This window comes from Serratia marcescens (genome assembly GCF_029846115.1).
In the GTDB taxonomy this organism is placed as follows: Bacteria; Pseudomonadota; Gammaproteobacteria; order Enterobacterales; family Enterobacteriaceae; genus Serratia; species Serratia marcescens_L.
Map to the genome: position 1 here is coordinate 1,402,976 of NZ_JARVZZ010000001.1, position 15,874 is coordinate 1,418,849.

Genomic DNA, 15,874 nt, shown 5'->3' on the forward strand with positions numbered 1-15,874 from the left:
TGAAAAACCAGCCTGCGGGCTGGTTTTTTTATGCCTGAAAGTTGCCGTCAAACGTCCCTGAATGGCGTATCATTCATAAGGTTTTTTCTTACGGATGATATGCACGGGAGATGCCATGAGTTGGCAGCAGTTCAAATCTCAATACCTGGTGCGCTTTTGGGCGCCGCTGCCGGCGGTGATCGCCGCCGGGATCCTTTCTACCTACTACTTCGGCATGACCGGCACCTTCTGGGCGGTGACCGGCGAGTTCACCCGCTGGGGCGGCCATGTGCTGCAGTGGTTCGGCCTGCACCCCGAGCAGTGGGGCTATTTCAAGGTTATCGGCCTGCAGGGCACGCCGCTGGAGCGCATCGACGGTCGCATGATCATCGGCATGTTCGCCGGCTGCATCGCTGCCGCGCTGTGGGCCAACAACATCAAGCTGCGCCAGCCGCAGCACCGCATTCGTATCGTGCAGGCGCTGCTGGGCGGCATCATCGCCGGTTTCGGCGCGCGCCTGGCGATGGGGTGCAACCTGGCGGCGTTTTTCACCGGTATTCCTCAGTTTTCGCTGCACGCCTGGTTCTTCGCGCTGGCGACCGCTGCAGGTTCGTACTTCGGCGCTAAATTCACGCTGCTGCCAATGTTCCGCATCCCGGTCAAATTGCAAAAGGTGAAGGCCGCCGCGCCGCTGACGCAGAAGCCTGAGCAGGCGCGCCGCCGCTTCCGTCTGGGCATGGCGGTCTTCGGCCTGGCGGTGGCCTGGTCGCTGTGGACGCTGTTCGATGCGCCGAAGCTCGGCATCGCCATGCTGTTCGGCATCGGCTTCGGTCTGCTGATCGAACGCGCGCAGATCTGCTTCACCTCGGCGTTCCGCGATCTGTGGATCACCGGCCGCACCCACATGGCGAAAGCCATCATCATCGGCATGGCGGTGAGCGCCATCGGCATATTCAGCTATGTGCAGCTCGGCGTGGCGCCGAAGATCATGTGGGCCGGCCCGAATGCGGTGCTGGGCGGCTTGCTGTTCGGCTTCGGCATCGTGCTGGCCGGCGGTTGCGAGACCGGCTGGATGTACCGCGCGGTGGAAGGGCAGGTGCACTACTGGTGGGTGGGGCTGGGCAACATCATCGGCGCCACGCTGCTGGCCTATTACTGGGACGATCTGGCGCCGGCGCTGGCGACCGACTACGACAAGATAAACCTGCTCGACACCTTCGGCCCGATCGGCGGCCTGCTGGTGACCTACCTGCTGCTGGCGCTGACTTTCGCCGCCATGCTGTGGTGGGAGAAACGCTTTTTCCGCGCCCGGCCTGAGGCGCAGGTGGTGAATTTGAGGAGCCTGCCATGAAAGAGACGACGATAGTGCCGGACTACCGGCTGGACATGCTGGGCGAGCCTTGCCCGTACCCGGCGGTGGCGACGCTGGAGGCGATGCCGCAGCTGAAGCCGGGGGAAATCCTGGAGGTGATCAGCGATTGTCCGCAGTCGATCAACAACATTCCGCTCGACGCGCGCAACCACGGCTATAAGGTGCTGGATATCCAGCAGGACGGGCCGACCATCCGCTATCTGATCCAGCGTTAACGCCGAGGCGGTGGAGCTCCCCACCGCCTTTTCGCGTTTTATCCCTTCACGATGTCGCCTTGCACCCCGGCGACAATCTCGAACGAACGCAGCCGCGCCTGATGATCGAAGATCTGGCCGTTGACCATGATCTCGTCGGCATCGGTTTCACGCAGCAGCGTTTGCAGCCCGTGGCGCACGGTTTTTTCATCGCCGACGATCGACATCCGTAGTGCCTGCTCGACGCCGTATTGCTCACCGGCGGTCCACAGCGCGTGGATGTTATCCACCGGCGGCGGCAGCGGGCCGGGCGAACCGCGGCGCAGGTTGATGAACTGCTGCTGCATCGAGCTGAACAGGAAGCGCGCATCGCTATCGCTGTCGGCGGCGATCACGTTGACGCACACCATGGCGTGCGGCTGTGCCAGCTGTTTGGACGGTTTGAAGTTCTCGCGGTACAGCTGGAGCGCCTGGAACAGCATATCCGGGGCGAAGTGCGAGGCGAAGGCGAACGGCAGGCCGAGCTGCGCCGCCAGCTGCGCGCTGTAGAGGCTGGAGCCGAGCAGCCAGAGCGGCACGTGCAGCCCCTGGCCCGGCACCGCCTGCACCGGCTGACCGGGCTGCGCGTCGCAGAAGTAGTTTTGCAGCTCCTGCACGTCGCGCGGGAAGGTATCCACATCGCCGGACAGGTGGCGGCGCAGCGCCATCATAGTGCGCTGATCGGTGCCGGGCGCGCGGCCCAGCCCCAGATCGATGCGGCCGGGATAGAGCGACTCCAGCGTACCGAACTGCTCGGCGATCACCAGCGGCGCATGGTTCGGCAGCATCACGCCGCCGGAGCCGAGGCGAATGCTCTGGGTGCCGGCGGCCAGATAGCCCAGCAGCACCGAGGTGGCGGCACTGCCGATGCCGGTCATGTTGTGATGCTCGGCCAGCCAGTAGCGCCGGTAGCCCCAGCGTTCGGCATGCTGCGCCAAATCCAGCGAACAGTGGAAAGCGTCGCGCGCTTTGGCCCCTTGCGGGATTGGCGATAAATCCAGTACCGACAGCGGTACGGCAGTGTTTTCAGTCATGACATCGTCCATCAGAGAGTGGATCGCTTAAAGGGCGATTGCAGGAGTCTGCATACCAAAAAGCCGAAAATGATGCTTTTTAGTGTTAAAAGCATAATCCAATTTATAGTTATAAAAGAGGAGATATGTGCTTGTGATATCCTCATGAGAGCAATGGTGTTTTTTGGAGCAATTTGAGACATGGAAATGATGATCCCCGCCCGCCGCTTACCGTTCCGGGAGCCGACATAATGAAAAAAAAGACGCTGTTTACCCTGTTGCTGATGATGGTGGCGATCGCATTGGCGATCTTGTTCCGCGCACACAATCAGGATCTGTTACTGCAGGGTGAAGTGGATGCCCCCGAAGTGATCGTCGCTTCCAAGGCGAAAGGCCGGGTGGTTGAACGCCTGATTGAACGCGGCGACGACGTGAAAAGCGGCCAGCTGATTATCCAGCTCGACAGCCCCGAACTGATGGCGCAGCTGCGTTCCGCGCAGGCCACGCGCGACGAGGCCAAGGCGCAGCTTGAGCTGTCGCTGCACGGCACCCGTGAAGAGAGCATCCGCAACCTGCGCGCCAACCTGGCGCAGGCCGAGGCGCAGTACCGCAATGCGCAAAACGACTACAACCGCAATCTGAGCGTGGCCGGCAAGGGCTATATCTCGAAGTCCGAGCTGGACGCTTCGCGCCGGGCGCGCGACACCGCTTTCCAGCAGGTGCAGGCCGCCAAGGCTAACCTGGATGAAGGCATTAACGGCGACCGCGTCGAGCAGCGGCAGCAATATGCGGCGGCGCTGCGGGCGGCGGAAGAGAACCTGCTGCAGATCCAGGCGCAGAGCGACGATCTGCAGGTGAAAGCGCCGGTGGACGGCGAAGTGGGGCCGATTCCGGCCGAAGTGGGCGAGCTGCTGAACGCCGGCAGCCCGCTGGTGACGCTGATCCGGGTACCGGATGCCTATTTCGTGTTTAACCTGCGCGAAGACATCCTGGCCCACGTGCGCAAAGGTGACAAGGTCAAGCTGCGGGTGCCGGCGCTGAAGGATAAAATGATCGACACCGAGGTGCGCTACATCGCGCCGCTGGGGGATTACGCCACCAAACGCGCCACCCGCGCCACCGGCGACTTCGACCTGAAAACCTTCGAAGTGCGCCTGTATCCGTCACAGCCGGTGGACGGCCTGCGTCCGGGGATGAGCACCTTATGGCAATGGAAAGAGTAAGGGCCGGCTGGCGCTGCTTCAGTCACGCGTTCGATAAAGAGTGCCGCGTCGCCTTTCGCAGCCCGGTAGTGCACTGGCTGAGCTGGATCTTTCCGCTGATCCTGTTTGGGCTGATCAGCAGCAACTTCTCCGAAGGCACGCTGCTCGATCTGCCGGTCTCGGTGGTGGACAGCGATCATAGCCCGCTCTCCAAATCGCTGACGCGGCGGCTGGACGCCGGGTCGCACGCCCACGTCGAGGCCTACGGCGGTGGGCTGCCGGAGTCGCTGAGCCGCCTGCGCAGCGCACAGGATTACGCGTTGCTGTACATCCCGCCGGACTTTGAGGCCAACGCGCTGTCGGGCAAACAGCCGAGCGTGGTGATGTACTACAATGCGCTGTTCTACGGCGCCGGGCTGTACTCCACCCAGGACTTTGGCGGCCTGATGAACGAAATCAACGCCAGCACCCGCAGCATCATCGCCACCGAGATGGGCAAAACGCTGCCGCCCTTGGCGGACGTGACGCTCTCCTACGGCAGCCTGTTCAACGCCAGCGGCAGCTATATCTATTACCAGCAGTTCGCCGCCACCATCCATTTGCTGCAGCTGTTCGCGGTGACCTGCATGATCTACGTGCTGGCGCGCAGCAAGTCGCTGCTGCAGGCCAAGCCGTTCAGCCTGGCGCTGCTCGGCAAGCTGGCGCCTTACACGCTGTGTTTCACCACCCTGCTGATGGTGGAGATCGCGGCGCTGGTGGGCATCTTTGACGCCCGCGTCAGCGGCAATCCGCTGTTTATGCTGATGATCGGCCTGTTTTACGTGATGGCGGCGCAGAGCATCGGCCTGCTGCTGTATACCTTTACCGGCAGCACTATCACCGCTTACAGCCTGATCGGTATTTTGGTCAGTATCGCGATGACCTTCTCCGGCATGGCGGTGCCTGAGCTGTCGATGCCGCTGCCGGCGCGTATCATTTCCAACATCGAGCCGCTGACCCACGCGCTGTACGCGATGTTCGACGTGTTCCTGCGGCAGGTGCACGCCAGCGCCATCTTCAGCGTGTGTGCGCTGCTGGCGGTCTATCCGCTGGTGGCCGCGCTGCTGGTGCGTAATCGCCTGCCGGCGCGGCTGGCAAAAGAGGGGAACGCCGGATGAAGCTCTATTGGCAAACCTTCGTTAAGGTGCTGCTCGGCATGCTCGAGCGGCCGGTGTGGCTGATGCTGATCCTGTCGCTGTGCATCATGAGCATGGTGTACGCCAATCGCACGGTGTGGGATCTGCCGGTGGGGGTGGTCGATCAGGATCACAGCACCGCCAGCCGGCAGCTGATCCGCCAGCTGGACGCCACCTCCAAGATCGCGATTGAAACCTACGACAGCCTGGAGCAGGCGCAGCGCGATCTCAGTTGGCGCAAGCTGTTTGCGGTGATCATCATGCCGGTGGATCTGGAGAAGAAGATCCTCAGCGGGCAGAACATCGTGGTGCCGGTGTACGGCGATGCCACCAACCGCCTGGCCAACGGCCAGATCCAACAGGACGTGGTGGCGGCCTACCAGCAGCTGCTGACGGAGTACAATAACGGCCTGCTGCTGCGCAGCGGCTTCAGCGAACGGCAGGCGCAGATACTGCTGACGCCGATACTGGGGCAAACGCTGGACGTGTTTAACCCCGGCATCAGCTTCGCGGCGATCATTTTCCCCGGCCTGCTGGTGATGCTGTTGCAGCACTCGCTGCTGATCGCCTGTATCCGCGTCAACATCGCCATGAAGAGCATGCCCGGCGGCAAGGCGCCGCTGGCGGCGCACCTCGGCGGGCTGACGGCGCTGCTGCCGATCTGGCTGTTCCTGTCGATCGTGCTGTTCGTGCTGTGGCCGTGGGTATTGGGCTATCGGCAGACGGCGAACATCGCCGAACTGCTGCTGCTGACCTTCCCGTTCCTGCTGGCGGTACTGGGGCTGGGCAAGCTGGTGACCGAGTGCCTGCGCAGCGTCGAAATGATCTACCTGACGTTGGCGTTCATCACCACGCCGATCTTCTACCTGTCCGGCACCATCTGGCCGCTGCAGTCGATGCCGGCCTGGGTGCGCGCCATCTCGTACAGCATTCCTTCCACCTGGGGCACCAAGGCGATCGCCGGCGTCAACCAGATGGGGCTGTCGCTGAACGAAGTGTGGGGCGACGTGATGATGATGCTGGTGCTCGGCGTGGTCTACACCCTGCTGGGCTTTGGCGTCGGCTTCTTGCGCAACAGCGTGGCGCTGCGCGGGATGTTCAGGAAGCGTCGGGCGAATTGATTGAAAACTCCCCTCCGTGAGGAGGGGAGCGAGGATCACCCCACCAACTCCAACCCCGCCACCCGGCGCCAGTAGCCGTTGCAGTCGGCGTGGTCGGTCAAGGCCAGCGGTTGCTCGCCGCGTTCGTTGGCGCGGAAGGCATCGATTTGCGCCAGCGTCTCGGCGCCCTGCGGCGACAGCCGCACGATGTCTACCAGTCCTTGCATGCTCGGCAGCTCGTTGCCGAGGTTGTAGCAGTAGCCGCTCATGGTCTGAATGCCGTTGAGCACGAACACCTGCTGTTGCTCCTGTGAGCGCATCATGCGGCCCTGCGGATACTTGATGCAGCAGGTTTCGCACTCGTCCTTGCCGCGGTTCTCCGAACGCGCGGTGAAGCAGCGCGCCGAGTAGGCCAGCGGCAGATGGCCGTAGCTCAACACCTCCACCTCGAAATCGTGGCGGAAGCCCAGCTCGTCGCACTGCGCCAGCAGGTTGGCCAGCCAGTCGCGCGACAGTTCGACCGGCATGCACCAGCGCATCATGCCCTGGCGGCGCAGCAGGCGCAGGGTATAGGCGTTGTAGCAGTTCAGCGCATGGCCGGCGACGAACGGCAAGCCGCGTTCCGCCGCCATGTTCACCGCGCCCAGATCGTTGGCTTCCAGCAGGAACTCGCCGTTCTCCACATAGCGTTTCAGCTCATTCAGTTCGGACGGCGCCTGCAGCAGCGCCAGCGTGGAGATCACCACCTGCTTGCCGCTGCGGGCGATCTCGCGCGCCAGCGCCAGCCAATCGCCGACCTTCATCTCGCGCCGCTTGGTGCAGACGCTCTCGCCGAGGTAAATGATGTCGGCGCTGCTCTCCGCCGCCTGTTGATAGAACGCCGCGATGTCGTTTTTCGGCCAGTAGTAGAGTACCGGCCCCAGTGCGTATTTCATGTTTCCTCCGGCTACTGCCATTTGCGGTGATAGGCGCCCAGCGTGGTTTGGGTGCCCTCGGACATCGCGCCCAGCGTCTCCATCCAGGCGGCGTCGGCGCGGTAGGCGGCCGGATCGGCCTGGCAACGGTCGATCGCCTGGCGCCAGACGCGTGCCACCTGGCTGACGTAAGCCGGGCTGCGCTGGCGGCCTTCGATCTTCACCGAGGCGATGTTGGCGGCCAGCAGCTCCGGCAGCAGCTCCAGCGTATTGAGGCTGGTGGGCTCTTCCAGCGCGTGGTAGCGCACGTCATCCACCAGATAGCGGCCCTTGCACAGCGTCGGGTAACCGGCGTTTTCATGATCCTGATAGCGGTCGATTAGCACGTCGTTCAGGCGCGACTCCATGCCCTGCGGGGTTTGCTGCCAGCGCACGAAGCGCGCCGGCGAACAGGCGCCGACGGTGTTCGGCGACTCGCCGGTCAGGTAGGAAGAGAGATAGCAGCGCCCCTCAGCCATGATGCACAGGCTGCCGAAGGCGAACACTTCCAGCGGCACCGGGCTGGTGCGCGCCAGCTGTTTCACCTGATGCATCGACAGCACGCGTGGCAGCACCACCCGGCCCACCTCGAAGTTGCGTTGGTAGAAGCGGATCGCTTCCTCGTTGGTGGCGGAGGCCTGCACCGAAACGTGGCGCTCCAGCTGCGGGTAGCGCTGGGCGGCGTATTCCAGCATCGCCAGATCCGCCAGAATCAGCGCGTCGGCGCCCAGTTGGGCCGCCATATCCACCGCGCGCTGCCAGCGGGCGTAGCCGTCGGGATGGGCGAAGGTGTTGATGGCGATATGCAGCTTGCGGCCGTGGCGGTGTACGTAATCGACCGCTTCCTGCAGCTTTTTCTCGGTGAAGTTGAGGCCGGCGAAGTGGCGCGCGTTGGTATCGTCTTTCAGGCCGATGTAAACGGCGTCGGCGCCGTTATCCACCGCGGCCTTCAGGGCCGGCAGGTTGCCGGCGGGACAAAGCAGCTCCATAGATTTATCCTGGCTTAGCCGTGCGCCCGGCCGGGCGCACGCTGTCTTTTAAAGGTTGCCGACGGCGGTGTTCCGCCGGCAAACGCGAATCGGGGAGGCCATTTTAGGCAAAGGGGCGCACACAGGTTTTGATTTGAGGCAGCTTATGGCGTATTGATAAACATGGCGGTGAAATGCACTATTTGTTGATATAGACCGCTGAAGCCGCGCGCCAGTGTGGCAAAATAGCGGTAGTCCGTATTGAAAGGAGTGGATGACCGTGTTGGAACAACTACGAGCACGCCTTGTGCGCCAGGGGCCGTCGCTGCTGCGCATCCCGCTGAAATTCACGCCGTTCGCCCTGCAGCGTCAGCTGCTGCAACAGGTGCTGAGCTGGCAGTTCCGCCAGGCGTTGGCGGATGGGGATCTGGAATTTCTCGAATCGCGCTGGCTGAAGATCGAAGTTCGCGATCTGGCGCTACAATGGTTTATGACGGTAGAAAACGACAAACTGGTGGTCAGCCAGCACGCCGAAGCGGACGTCAGCTTCAGCGGTGACGCCAACGATCTGATCCTGATCGCGGCGCGCAAGCAAGATCCGGATACGCTGTTCTTTCAGCGTCGGCTGCAGATTGAAGGGGATACCGAATTGGGCCTGTATGTGAAAAATTTGATGGACGCCATCGAGCTGGAAAGCATGCCCGCGCCGCTGCGCATGGGGCTGTTGCAGTTGGCTGATTTTGTCGAAGCAGGGTTGCAGGAGGGCACGGCGTCGGCTTCCCGTGTGGCGGTATCATGCTGATCCGCGTAGAGATCCCGGTAGACGCGGCGGGCATCGACGCCTTGCTGCGCCGCGCCTTTGGCCGCGACGACGAAGCCGATCTGGTGCAGCAGCTGCGGGAAGACGGCCTGCTGACGCTGGGCGTGGTCGCCACTGACGACGAAGGCGGGGTAGTGGGTTATGCCGCGTTCAGCCCGGTGGACGTGGCCGGCGAAGACCGCCAATGGGTGGCGCTGGCGCCGCTGGCGGTAGACGAAAGCCTGCGCCGCCAGGGGCTGGCTGAAAAGCTGGTGTATGAAGGCTTGGATTCGCTGAACGAATTCAGCTACGCCGCGGTGGTGGTGCTGGGCGAGCCGGCCTACTACGGCCGCTTCGGCTTTAAACCGGCCGCCGCCTATGGCCTGCACTGCCGCTGGTCGGAGACGGAAAACTCGTTCCAGGTGTATCCGCTGGCGGAAGATGCCCTGAATGGCGTCAGCGGCGAAGTGGCTTTTTCGGCGCCGTTTAATCGCTTTTAACGACGACGGGTAATAGATACTCCAACGACAGCGGCGGGTGATTCACCAGCCGCTCTTTTTGTATTTTGCTCAGCTGTTTGACGCGGTATTCCAGCTTCAGCGCCGTTGAGCGATCCCCCACCTGGCAGTGAAACGCCAGCGTTAATTCCCCTTTGCCGCGCAGCGCCTTGGCGCCTTTGCCGGCCTGATGCTGCGCCAGGCGGCGCGCCACGTCGGTGGTGATGCCGGTATACAGCATGCCACTCGGTAAACGCAGCATGTAGAGGTGCCAGGGAGTGGGGGAGTTGTCGGTCATCGTACGCCGTTTTGGTGGCCAGGGTCGGCGTATGATGGCATGTTCGCCATCACAATCCCATCCCCGGCCGCCGGTGCCCTACCGCTTTACCCCTTTTTTCCCGCCAGCTCAAATCGCGGCGAGACGATGCCGTACAGCGTCCAGCCGAGGAAGGTGGCGATGGCGCCCCACATCATCGCTTCCTCACCGGAGCTGTAGAGCGCGTAGAAGCTGTACAGCGCGCCGATGCCGGCGATGATATTGGCGATGCGCGCCTTGTTGTCCGGCACTTTCGCCACTTTTTGAATAATGACCAGCGCCGCCATCGACAGGATATAAGGGATGATGTTGGTCACCACCGCCAGGTTCACCAGCACGTTGAACTGCTTGTTCAGCGACGGGCTGATGGTCATCAGCGACAGGCCGCTCTGGATGACGACGATGGTCAGCATGCCTTTAACCGGCGCGTCGGCCTTGCTCAGCTTGGAGAAGATTTTCGGGAAGAAGCCGCTGTCGGCGGAGGATTTGAACACCTGAGCGATGGTGAACTGCCAGCCGAGCAGCGAGCCGACGCAGGACATGACCATCAACGCCATGATGATCTTGCCGACCGTCGGGTTGAACATGTGGGAGAACGCCAGCCCGAACGGGGCGGTGGAGTTGGCCAGATCCATGTTCGGCACGATGCCGGCGATCACGTTGGTCGAAATGATATAGATCACCGCCGCGCTGAGGGTGCCGCCCAGTACGGCGATCGGCACGTTGCGCTCCGGATTTTCCACCACGTCGGTGTTGGCGCAGGCGGATTCCAGCCCCAGAAACGCCCACAGGGTCATCGAGATCGAGGCGCCGATGGCTTCGAAGGTCGGCACCTGATGTGGGTTCCAGGCGGCGACGTAGGCGCTGCCGCTGAACCAGTACCAACCGACAACCGAGATGCCCACCACCGGAATGATCACGCCCCAGACGGTGATGCCGCTGATTTTGCCGGTGATGCGCGCACCGCCGAAGTTGGCGACGGTCGCCAGCCACAGCACGCCGATGGTGGCGATACAGATCCCGAGCGGGCTGAGCGTAGCGCCAAACAGCTCGGTGCCGTAGCCGACGGCGGAAATGGCGATGGCGATGTTGGCGATCAGCAGCGAAACGCCGTAGGTGTAGTTCGCCATAAAGTTGCCTGATTTGCCGAAGGCGTATTCGGCGTAGCCGCCCATGCCGCCGGATTTACGGCTGAACATGCCACATTTGGCGAACGCGTAGGCCAGCGCCATCGAGCCGACGGCGGTCACCAGCCAGGAAACGATCGAAATCGTGCCCACTTCGGCCAGCTTGGTCGGCAGCATAATTATGCCGGAACCCATCATATTCACGGCGGTCAGGATCGTTAATTGCACGACCCCCATTTTATTATTGGACTTACTCATGATCATTTTCTCTTTTAGGATGCGATCCGGGCGGCGAGAATAATCGCCGCCCCGTAAGGTGATTAATTTTTCATGACGTAGCCGTAAGCGCGGTTCCAGCCGTCCTCATCCTGTTGGATATAAACGCCCTGCAATTCCGGTGCGAATCCCGGCAATAAGTTGATGCCTTCTTCCAATGCCAGGAAATAACGCTGCGCGGCGCCACCCCAAATTTCACCGGGCACGACGCACAGCACGCCAGGCGGGTAAGGCAGGGCGCCTTCGGCGGCGATGCGGCCCTCGGCTTTTGCCAGCGAGACCAATTCCACATTGCCGCGCACGAACTCGGTATTGGCGTCCTGAGGATTCATCACCACGCGCGGGAAATAACTTTTGCGGAACATCTCTTTTTGCAGCTCTTTAACGTCGTAGCTGACGTAAAGGTCGTGCATTTCCTGGCACAGCTGGCGGATGGTGTAGTTTTTGTAGCGCTGCTGGTGGTTTTTATAGACCGCAGGCAGCACCTCGCTGAGCAGGGAGTTCTGCTCGATGTGCTTCTCGAAGCGGGCGATCAGGGCCACCAGATGCTGCATCTTGGCGATGTCTTCCGCCGGCGTCAGCAGGAACAGGATCGAGTTGAGATCGCATTTTTCCGGCACGATGCCGTTTTCACGCAGGTAGTTGGCCAGAATGGTCGCCGGGATGCCGAACTCGCTGTAGCTGCCGGTGGCGGTATCGATGCCCGGCGTGGTGAGCAGCAGTTTGCACGGATCGACGAAGTACTGCGATTCGGCATAGCCCTCAAAGGCGTGCCATTTTTCGCCGGGCACGAAGTTGAAGAAGCGCAGATCGTTGGCCATCGCCGCGGTGTCATAGGCCTGCCACGGTTTGCCGTCGATCTGATCCGGCACGAAGGGTTTGATCATCGTGCAGGTGTCCAGCAGCATTTTGCGCGCTTCGATCCCCACGCGCACGCACTCCTGCCACAGGCGCTGGCCGCTTTTGCCCTCGTGCATCTTGGCGTTGACGTCCAGTGCGGCGAACAGCGGATAGAACGGGCTGGTGGAGGCGTGCAGCATAAAGGCGTTGTTGAAGCGCTTGTGGTTGCAGTAGCGGCTCTGCCCTTTGATATGCTTGTCTTTTTTGTGGATCTGCGAGGTCTGCGAGAAACCGGCCTGCTGTTTGTGCACCGACTGGGTGACGATGATGCCAGGATCGTTCTCGTTCAGCTCCAGCAGCAGCGGCGAGCAGTCTTTCATCATCGGAATGAACTGCTCATAGCCCACCCAGGCGGAGTCGAACAGGATGTAGTCGCACAGGTGGCCAATCTTGTCGACCACCTGGCGGGCGTTGTAGATGGTGCCGTCGTAGGTGCCGAGCTGGATGATCGCCAGGCGGAACGGGCGGGCTTCGTTGGCGCGTTCCGGCGCCACTTCGCGGATCTGTTGGCGCAGGTAGCGTTCGTCGAAGCAGTGCGCGTCGATGCCGCCGATAAAGCCGAACGGGTTGCGGGCGGTTTCCAGGTAAACCGGCGTGGCGCCGGCCTGGATCAACGCGCCGTGGTGGTTGGATTTATGGTTGTTGCGGTCGAACAGCACCAGATCGCCGCGCGTCAGCAGGGCGTTGGTCGCCACCTTGTTCGAGGCCGAGGTGCCGTTGAGCACGAAGTAGGTCTTGTCGGCGTTGAACACCTTGGCGGCGTGCTGCTGAGCGGCGCAAGGCGCGCCTTCGTGGATCAACAGATCGCCCAGTTTGACGTCGGCGTTGCACATGTCGGAGCGGAAAAGCGTTTCGCCGTAGAAGTCAAAGAACTGGCGGCCCGCCGGGTGTTTGCGGAAGAACTCGCCGCCCTGGTGGCCGGGGCAGGCGAAGGTGGCGTTGCCCATTTCCACATACTGCGTCAGCGTGTTGAAGAACGGCGGCAGCAGCTCGCTCTCATATTTGGCGGCGGCGGCCTCCAGCTGTTTGCCGTAGAACTGGGTATTCTTGCCGCACAGCTCAAACACGCCGTGCAGCGCCGGCAATACGGCGTTATCCAGCTCTTCTTCGCAGCAGACGGCGACGAACAGCGGAATGTTCAGGCCGTGTTCTTCGATGCGCGCCAACATACCTTGCGTGACATCATCTACCGACAGCACGATGGCGGCGACGTCATTAAAATCGCTGTGATGCACATCGACGATGTCGCGTTCAGTTTCAAAGCAGCCGAGGGTTTGGGTGTTGGCGGCAATTTTTAATTTTTTCATTTTTCTCATTCTTCAGGCAAAGGCCGTCCGCCGGCAAATAATTCCATTTGCCGCTAACGCCTTCACGAAAATAAAGGTGTGCGAGAACCCAGTGATGCCGAAAGGCATTAACTGTGTTCGCTGTTTTATTTAGCTTGGATGCGCTTGGCCGAAATTAAGAATGAATTGCGTGTCCTTCCCGGTTAGCGAGAAAGAGGTATTATCACCGGAGTGCGGAGAATAAATAAAAACGCAATGACACTCTTATTAACGGCGTAAGAGCGAGGGGGGAGGGTTATCTGTAGTTGAAGAATGCGAAGCTAAAGCAGCTGCGATGAGCCATCATCATAATATGGGTTGTGCGCCTGATATGCGCCATTTTGCGGTTATTGTTTTCCATTTTCTAATCCACCTTGCTGAGTGAAAAGATGGCGCTATTTTAACGCAAGGCGGGCTAAAAATTGTGATGGTAGTCACATAAATGCCGGTATTTATAAATAACTATTCACCTGTTATGCAATGAGTTGCATAAACAGCGTTCTGGCGGGCTAGCGGGCATGTAAACGAATTGATAATCGGCTCCGGACGGGGGCACTAAATTTACGTACCATCAGGATGGGAACAATAAAATCGCTCGATTAACCGGTTGCATAACGATCAAATAAATCCGTCTTGTATTTTTTATGTTATAAAGCCGCTTTGGGCTTAAATTGATAAAAATGCATTTATTGTGTTTTTATATTCATTTTTAGTTTTTGATGATTATCGTTATTTGTGACTCGCCTCAACAACGCAGGGTAAGATGAAGTGAGTGAACAGGGAGGCGAGTAACCTTGAATACCCCAGAACAACGGCAGCAGATTGCGGATTTCATCGGCAAACAGCACGTGTTGACGCTGTGCGCCGGCGACGGTCTCGACATGTGGTGCGCCAACTGTTTTTACGTGTTCGACGCCGCGACGATGGCGCTGTGGCTGATGACCGAACCGCACACCCGCCACGGCGGGCTGATGCTGAACAACGGCCGGGTGGTCGGCACCATCGCGCCGAAGCCGAAAAGCATCGCGCTGATCCGCGGCGTGCAGTACCGCGCCGAGGCGGTGCTGCTGAGCGGCGAAGAAGCCGAGGCGGCGCGCGCGCGTTACTGCAAGCGCTTCCCGATCGCCAGGGCGATGAAGGCCTCGGTTTGGCGGCTGGATCTGCACGAGGTGAAGATGACCGACAACACCCTCGGCTTCGGCAAGAAGCTGCATTGGGCGCGGTCTATACTTTAAGTCGACGTATTGATTACAACGGGAGATTGCATGGCGCGAGCACTGTTAGTCGGCGCAACCGGGCTGGTGGGGCGCGAGTTGTTGCAGTTGTTGCAAAGCGATCCGCAGATAACGGCCATCGTGGCGCCGACGCGCACGCCGCTGCCGCCGCACGGCAAGCTGACCAATCCGATCGGCGATGCGCTGTTCGAGTTGCTGAGTAGCCTACAGCAACCGGTTGATCTGGTGTTCTGCTGCCTGGGCACCACCCGCCGGGCGGCGGGCAGCGCCGATGCCTTCCGCTACGTCGATTATCAACTGGTGGTGGAGAGCGCGCTGACCGGCCGCCGCTTGGGGGCGCAGCACTGCCTGGTGGTGAGCGCGTTGGGTGCCAACGCGGATTCCACCTTCCTGTATAACCGCACCAAAGGCGAGATGGAGCAGGCGCTGCGCGAACAGCACTGGCCGCGCCTGACGCTGGTGCGGCCTTCCATGCTGGTGGGGGATCGCCCCGCGCCGCGCCTGATGGAGCGTCTCACGCTGCCGCTGTTCAGGCTGCTGCCCGGTAAATGGCGTGCCGTCTCCGCCAAAGACGTGGCGCAAACGCTGCTGCAACAGGCGTTCACGCCGGGCGAAGGGGTCAGGGTGCTGGAGTCGGATCGGCTGCACTGCTACCGAGGCTGACGCTGAGGTGATCGAACGCCAGCTCCAGCCCGGCGGGCAGTTCGTTGTCCAGCAGCCACAGATCGAGATGATGGCTGATGTGCGTCAGCAGCGTGCGTTTGGGCTGCAGCAACCGCTGCGTCTCCTGCGCGCGGGTCAGGTCGTTGTGGTTGCGCGGCGCCTGCGGCTGAGGCGGCAGGCTGCAATCGAGCACCAGCAGATCCAGCGCCACGTTTTGCAGATAGTCGGCGGTGGCCGGCGGCAGGCCGACGGTGTCGGTCAGGTAGGCCAGCGCAGCGCCCGCCGCCTGGATCAGATAGCCGTGGGTCAGTTTGGAGTGTTGCAGCGGCAGCGGGGTGATGCGCATGCCGCCCAGCTCGACGGTGGCAAAGGGCGCCAGCGGCGGCTGAAACGCCAGAATGCCGGGGTGTTTGAACAGGTCGTCGCAGCCCTGTTCATCCGGCGGGCCATACACCGGAATGGAATTTCCGCACCCCCAACGCAAAGGAAATAACCCCTGAACGTGATCCATGTGGTAATGTGTCAGTAAAAAACGTTGAATTTGCCCCGCCGAAAATCGCCGCTCCAAAGCCGGCAATCCCGCATCCAATAAGGTCGTTTCCCCCTGATAGTTAAGCATGGCGCTGCACGCTCGCCGCCGAAATGCCGGTTCGCGCCGCGCCCGTTGGCAGATCAGGCAGTCGCAGCCGAACACCGGCACCTGCTGCGCGCCGCCGGTGCCGAGAAAGGTCAGTTGCATCG

General features: G+C 61.2%; 17 protein-coding genes. 9 read left to right on the plus strand and 8 right to left on the minus strand.

From position 1 onward, the window contains the following. Nucleotides 1–115 precede the first annotated feature (115 nt). Both yedE and yedF read left to right on the plus strand, forming a co-directional pair. Nucleotides 116–1,330, plus strand: coding sequence for a selenium metabolism membrane protein YedE/FdhT (gene yedE / locus QDT79_RS06475; RefSeq protein ID WP_107226639.1), 1,215 nt, complete (start codon nt 116–118; stop codon nt 1,328–1,330). Then, on the plus strand, nt 1,327–1,566 hold the full coding sequence (gene yedF / locus QDT79_RS06480) for a sulfurtransferase-like selenium metabolism protein YedF (RefSeq protein ID WP_004933486.1): 240 nt from the start codon (nt 1,327–1,329) through the stop codon (nt 1,564–1,566). The genes yedE and yedF overlap by 4 nt, the downstream gene beginning before the upstream one ends. A 38-nt stretch (nt 1,567–1,604) precedes the next feature. Here the strand turns inward: yedF and QDT79_RS06485 are convergent, their stop codons facing one another. After that, the gene (locus QDT79_RS06485; protein WP_175089862.1) at nt 1,605–2,618 is read right to left on the minus strand and encodes a luciferase-like monooxygenase; all 1,014 of its coding nucleotides are present in this window, start codon (nt 2,616–2,618) and stop codon (nt 1,605–1,607) included. Nucleotides 2,619–2,848: 230 nt separating this feature from the next. Between QDT79_RS06485 and QDT79_RS06490 the strand changes: the two genes are divergently transcribed. The 3 genes from QDT79_RS06490 to QDT79_RS06500 are packed head-to-tail and all read left to right on the plus strand — an operon-like array spanning nt 2,849 to nt 6,095. Continuing rightward, nucleotides 2,849–3,820: an HlyD family secretion protein gene (locus QDT79_RS06490; RefSeq protein ID WP_049277639.1), complete on the plus strand. Its 972-nt coding sequence runs from the start codon at nt 2,849–2,851 to the stop codon at nt 3,818–3,820. Next, on the plus strand, nt 3,802–4,956 hold the full coding sequence (locus QDT79_RS06495) for an ABC transporter permease (protein WP_060422719.1): 1,155 nt from the start codon (nt 3,802–3,804) through the stop codon (nt 4,954–4,956). The genes QDT79_RS06490 and QDT79_RS06495 overlap by 19 nt, the downstream gene beginning before the upstream one ends. Next, complete coding sequence (locus QDT79_RS06500) at nt 4,953–6,095, plus strand: ABC transporter permease (RefSeq protein WP_107226641.1); 1,143 nt, start codon at nt 4,953–4,955, stop codon at nt 6,093–6,095. Before QDT79_RS06495 ends, QDT79_RS06500 begins: the two co-directional genes overlap by 4 nt. Nucleotides 6,096–6,130: 35 nt before the next feature. On the opposite strand, the gene QDT79_RS06505 is transcribed toward QDT79_RS06500, so the two are convergent. Then, nucleotides 6,131–7,009, minus strand: coding sequence for a U32 family peptidase (locus QDT79_RS06505; protein WP_107226642.1), 879 nt, complete (start codon nt 7,007–7,009; stop codon nt 6,131–6,133). 11 nt (nt 7,010–7,020) lie between these two features. Next, nucleotides 7,021–8,016: a ubiquinone anaerobic biosynthesis protein UbiU gene (ubiU, locus tag QDT79_RS06510; RefSeq protein WP_015376422.1), complete on the minus strand. Its 996-nt coding sequence runs from the start codon at nt 8,014–8,016 to the stop codon at nt 7,021–7,023. A 259-nt stretch (nt 8,017–8,275) separates the two neighbouring features. Between ubiU and ubiT the strand changes: the two genes are divergently transcribed. Together ubiT and QDT79_RS06520 are read left to right on the plus strand one after the other, a co-directional pair. Continuing rightward, a complete protein-coding gene (gene ubiT, locus QDT79_RS06515) occupies nt 8,276–8,797 on the plus strand; it encodes a ubiquinone anaerobic biosynthesis accessory factor UbiT (RefSeq protein WP_039567957.1) in 522 nt (173 codons plus the stop codon). Beyond that, the gene (locus QDT79_RS06520; protein ID WP_308316296.1) at nt 8,791–9,294 is read left to right on the plus strand and encodes a GNAT family N-acetyltransferase; all 504 of its coding nucleotides are present in this window, start codon (nt 8,791–8,793) and stop codon (nt 9,292–9,294) included. The genes ubiT and QDT79_RS06520 overlap by 7 nt, the downstream gene beginning before the upstream one ends. Here the strand turns inward: QDT79_RS06520 and QDT79_RS06525 are convergent. The 4 genes from QDT79_RS06525 to speFL form a co-directional block, all read right to left on the minus strand. Continuing rightward, nucleotides 9,281–9,589 (minus strand): GIY-YIG nuclease family protein, encoded by a 309-nt coding sequence (locus QDT79_RS06525; RefSeq protein ID WP_146158865.1) that lies wholly within the window; start codon nt 9,587–9,589, stop codon nt 9,281–9,283. The two genes, QDT79_RS06520 and QDT79_RS06525, sit on opposite strands and share 14 nt — an antisense overlap. Nucleotides 9,590–9,675: 86 nt before the next feature. Next, on the minus strand, nt 9,676–10,992 hold the full coding sequence (gene potE, locus QDT79_RS06530; protein WP_063991656.1) for a putrescine-ornithine antiporter: 1,317 nt from the start codon (nt 10,990–10,992) through the stop codon (nt 9,676–9,678). A gap of 62 nt (nt 10,993–11,054) precedes the next feature. Beyond that, nucleotides 11,055–13,217, minus strand: coding sequence for an ornithine decarboxylase SpeF (gene speF, locus QDT79_RS06535; protein ID WP_048232506.1), 2,163 nt, complete (start codon nt 13,215–13,217; stop codon nt 11,055–11,057). Between the two features lie 274 nt (nt 13,218–13,491). Beyond that, nucleotides 13,492–13,596 (minus strand): leader peptide SpeFL, encoded by a 105-nt coding sequence (gene speFL / locus QDT79_RS06540; RefSeq protein WP_004933443.1) that lies wholly within the window; start codon nt 13,594–13,596, stop codon nt 13,492–13,494. Between the two features lie 433 nt (nt 13,597–14,029). Between speFL and QDT79_RS06545 the strand changes: the two genes are divergently transcribed. Together QDT79_RS06545 and QDT79_RS06550 are read left to right on the plus strand one after the other, a co-directional pair. Next, nucleotides 14,030–14,470: a YhbP family protein gene (locus QDT79_RS06545; RefSeq protein ID WP_015376428.1), complete on the plus strand. Its 441-nt coding sequence runs from the start codon at nt 14,030–14,032 to the stop codon at nt 14,468–14,470. A gap of 30 nt (nt 14,471–14,500) precedes the next feature. Then, complete coding sequence (locus QDT79_RS06550; RefSeq protein ID WP_149558994.1) at nt 14,501–15,133, plus strand: NAD(P)H-binding protein; 633 nt, start codon at nt 14,501–14,503, stop codon at nt 15,131–15,133. Here QDT79_RS06550 and phnP read toward each other — a convergent pair. Beyond that, nucleotides 15,090–15,872, minus strand: coding sequence for a phosphonate metabolism protein PhnP (gene phnP, locus QDT79_RS06555; RefSeq protein WP_033641671.1), 783 nt, complete (start codon nt 15,870–15,872; stop codon nt 15,090–15,092). The genes QDT79_RS06550 and phnP overlap by 44 nt on opposite strands. Nucleotides 15,873–15,874: the final 2 nt, after the last annotated feature.

Bases quoted from the DNA above. Each gene is read 5' to 3' on its own strand.
- QDT79_RS06525 (WP_146158865.1), bottom strand. From the start codon at position 9,589: ATGACCGACAACTCCCCCACTCCCTGGCACCTCTACATGCTGCGTTTA.
- speFL (WP_004933443.1), bottom strand. From the start codon at position 13,596: ATGGAAAACAATAACCGCAAAATGGCGCATATCAGGCGCACAACCCAT.
- phnP (WP_033641671.1), bottom strand. From the start codon at position 15,872: ATGCAACTGACCTTTCTCGGCACCGGCGGCGCGCAGCAGGTGCCGGTG.
- yedF (WP_004933486.1), top strand. From the start codon at position 1,327: ATGAAAGAGACGACGATAGTGCCGGACTACCGGCTGGACATGCTGGGC.
- QDT79_RS06490 (WP_049277639.1), top strand. From the start codon at position 2,849: ATGAAAAAAAAGACGCTGTTTACCCTGTTGCTGATGATGGTGGCGATC.
- QDT79_RS06495 (WP_060422719.1), top strand. From the start codon at position 3,802: ATGGCAATGGAAAGAGTAAGGGCCGGCTGGCGCTGCTTCAGTCACGCG.
- QDT79_RS06485 (WP_175089862.1), bottom strand. From the start codon at position 2,618: ATGACTGAAAACACTGCCGTACCGCTGTCGGTACTGGATTTATCGCCA.
- QDT79_RS06550 (WP_149558994.1), top strand. From the start codon at position 14,501: ATGGCGCGAGCACTGTTAGTCGGCGCAACCGGGCTGGTGGGGCGCGAG.
- yedE (WP_107226639.1), top strand. From the start codon at position 116: ATGAGTTGGCAGCAGTTCAAATCTCAATACCTGGTGCGCTTTTGGGCG.
- QDT79_RS06505 (WP_107226642.1), bottom strand. From the start codon at position 7,009: ATGAAATACGCACTGGGGCCGGTACTCTACTACTGGCCGAAAAACGAC.
- QDT79_RS06520 (WP_308316296.1), top strand. From the start codon at position 8,791: ATGCTGATCCGCGTAGAGATCCCGGTAGACGCGGCGGGCATCGACGCC.
- potE (WP_063991656.1), bottom strand. From the start codon at position 10,992: ATGAGTAAGTCCAATAATAAAATGGGGGTCGTGCAATTAACGATCCTG.
- ubiU (WP_015376422.1), bottom strand. From the start codon at position 8,016: ATGGAGCTGCTTTGTCCCGCCGGCAACCTGCCGGCCCTGAAGGCCGCG.
- speF (WP_048232506.1), bottom strand. From the start codon at position 13,217: ATGAAAAAATTAAAAATTGCCGCCAACACCCAAACCCTCGGCTGCTTT.
- QDT79_RS06500 (WP_107226641.1), top strand. From the start codon at position 4,953: ATGAAGCTCTATTGGCAAACCTTCGTTAAGGTGCTGCTCGGCATGCTC.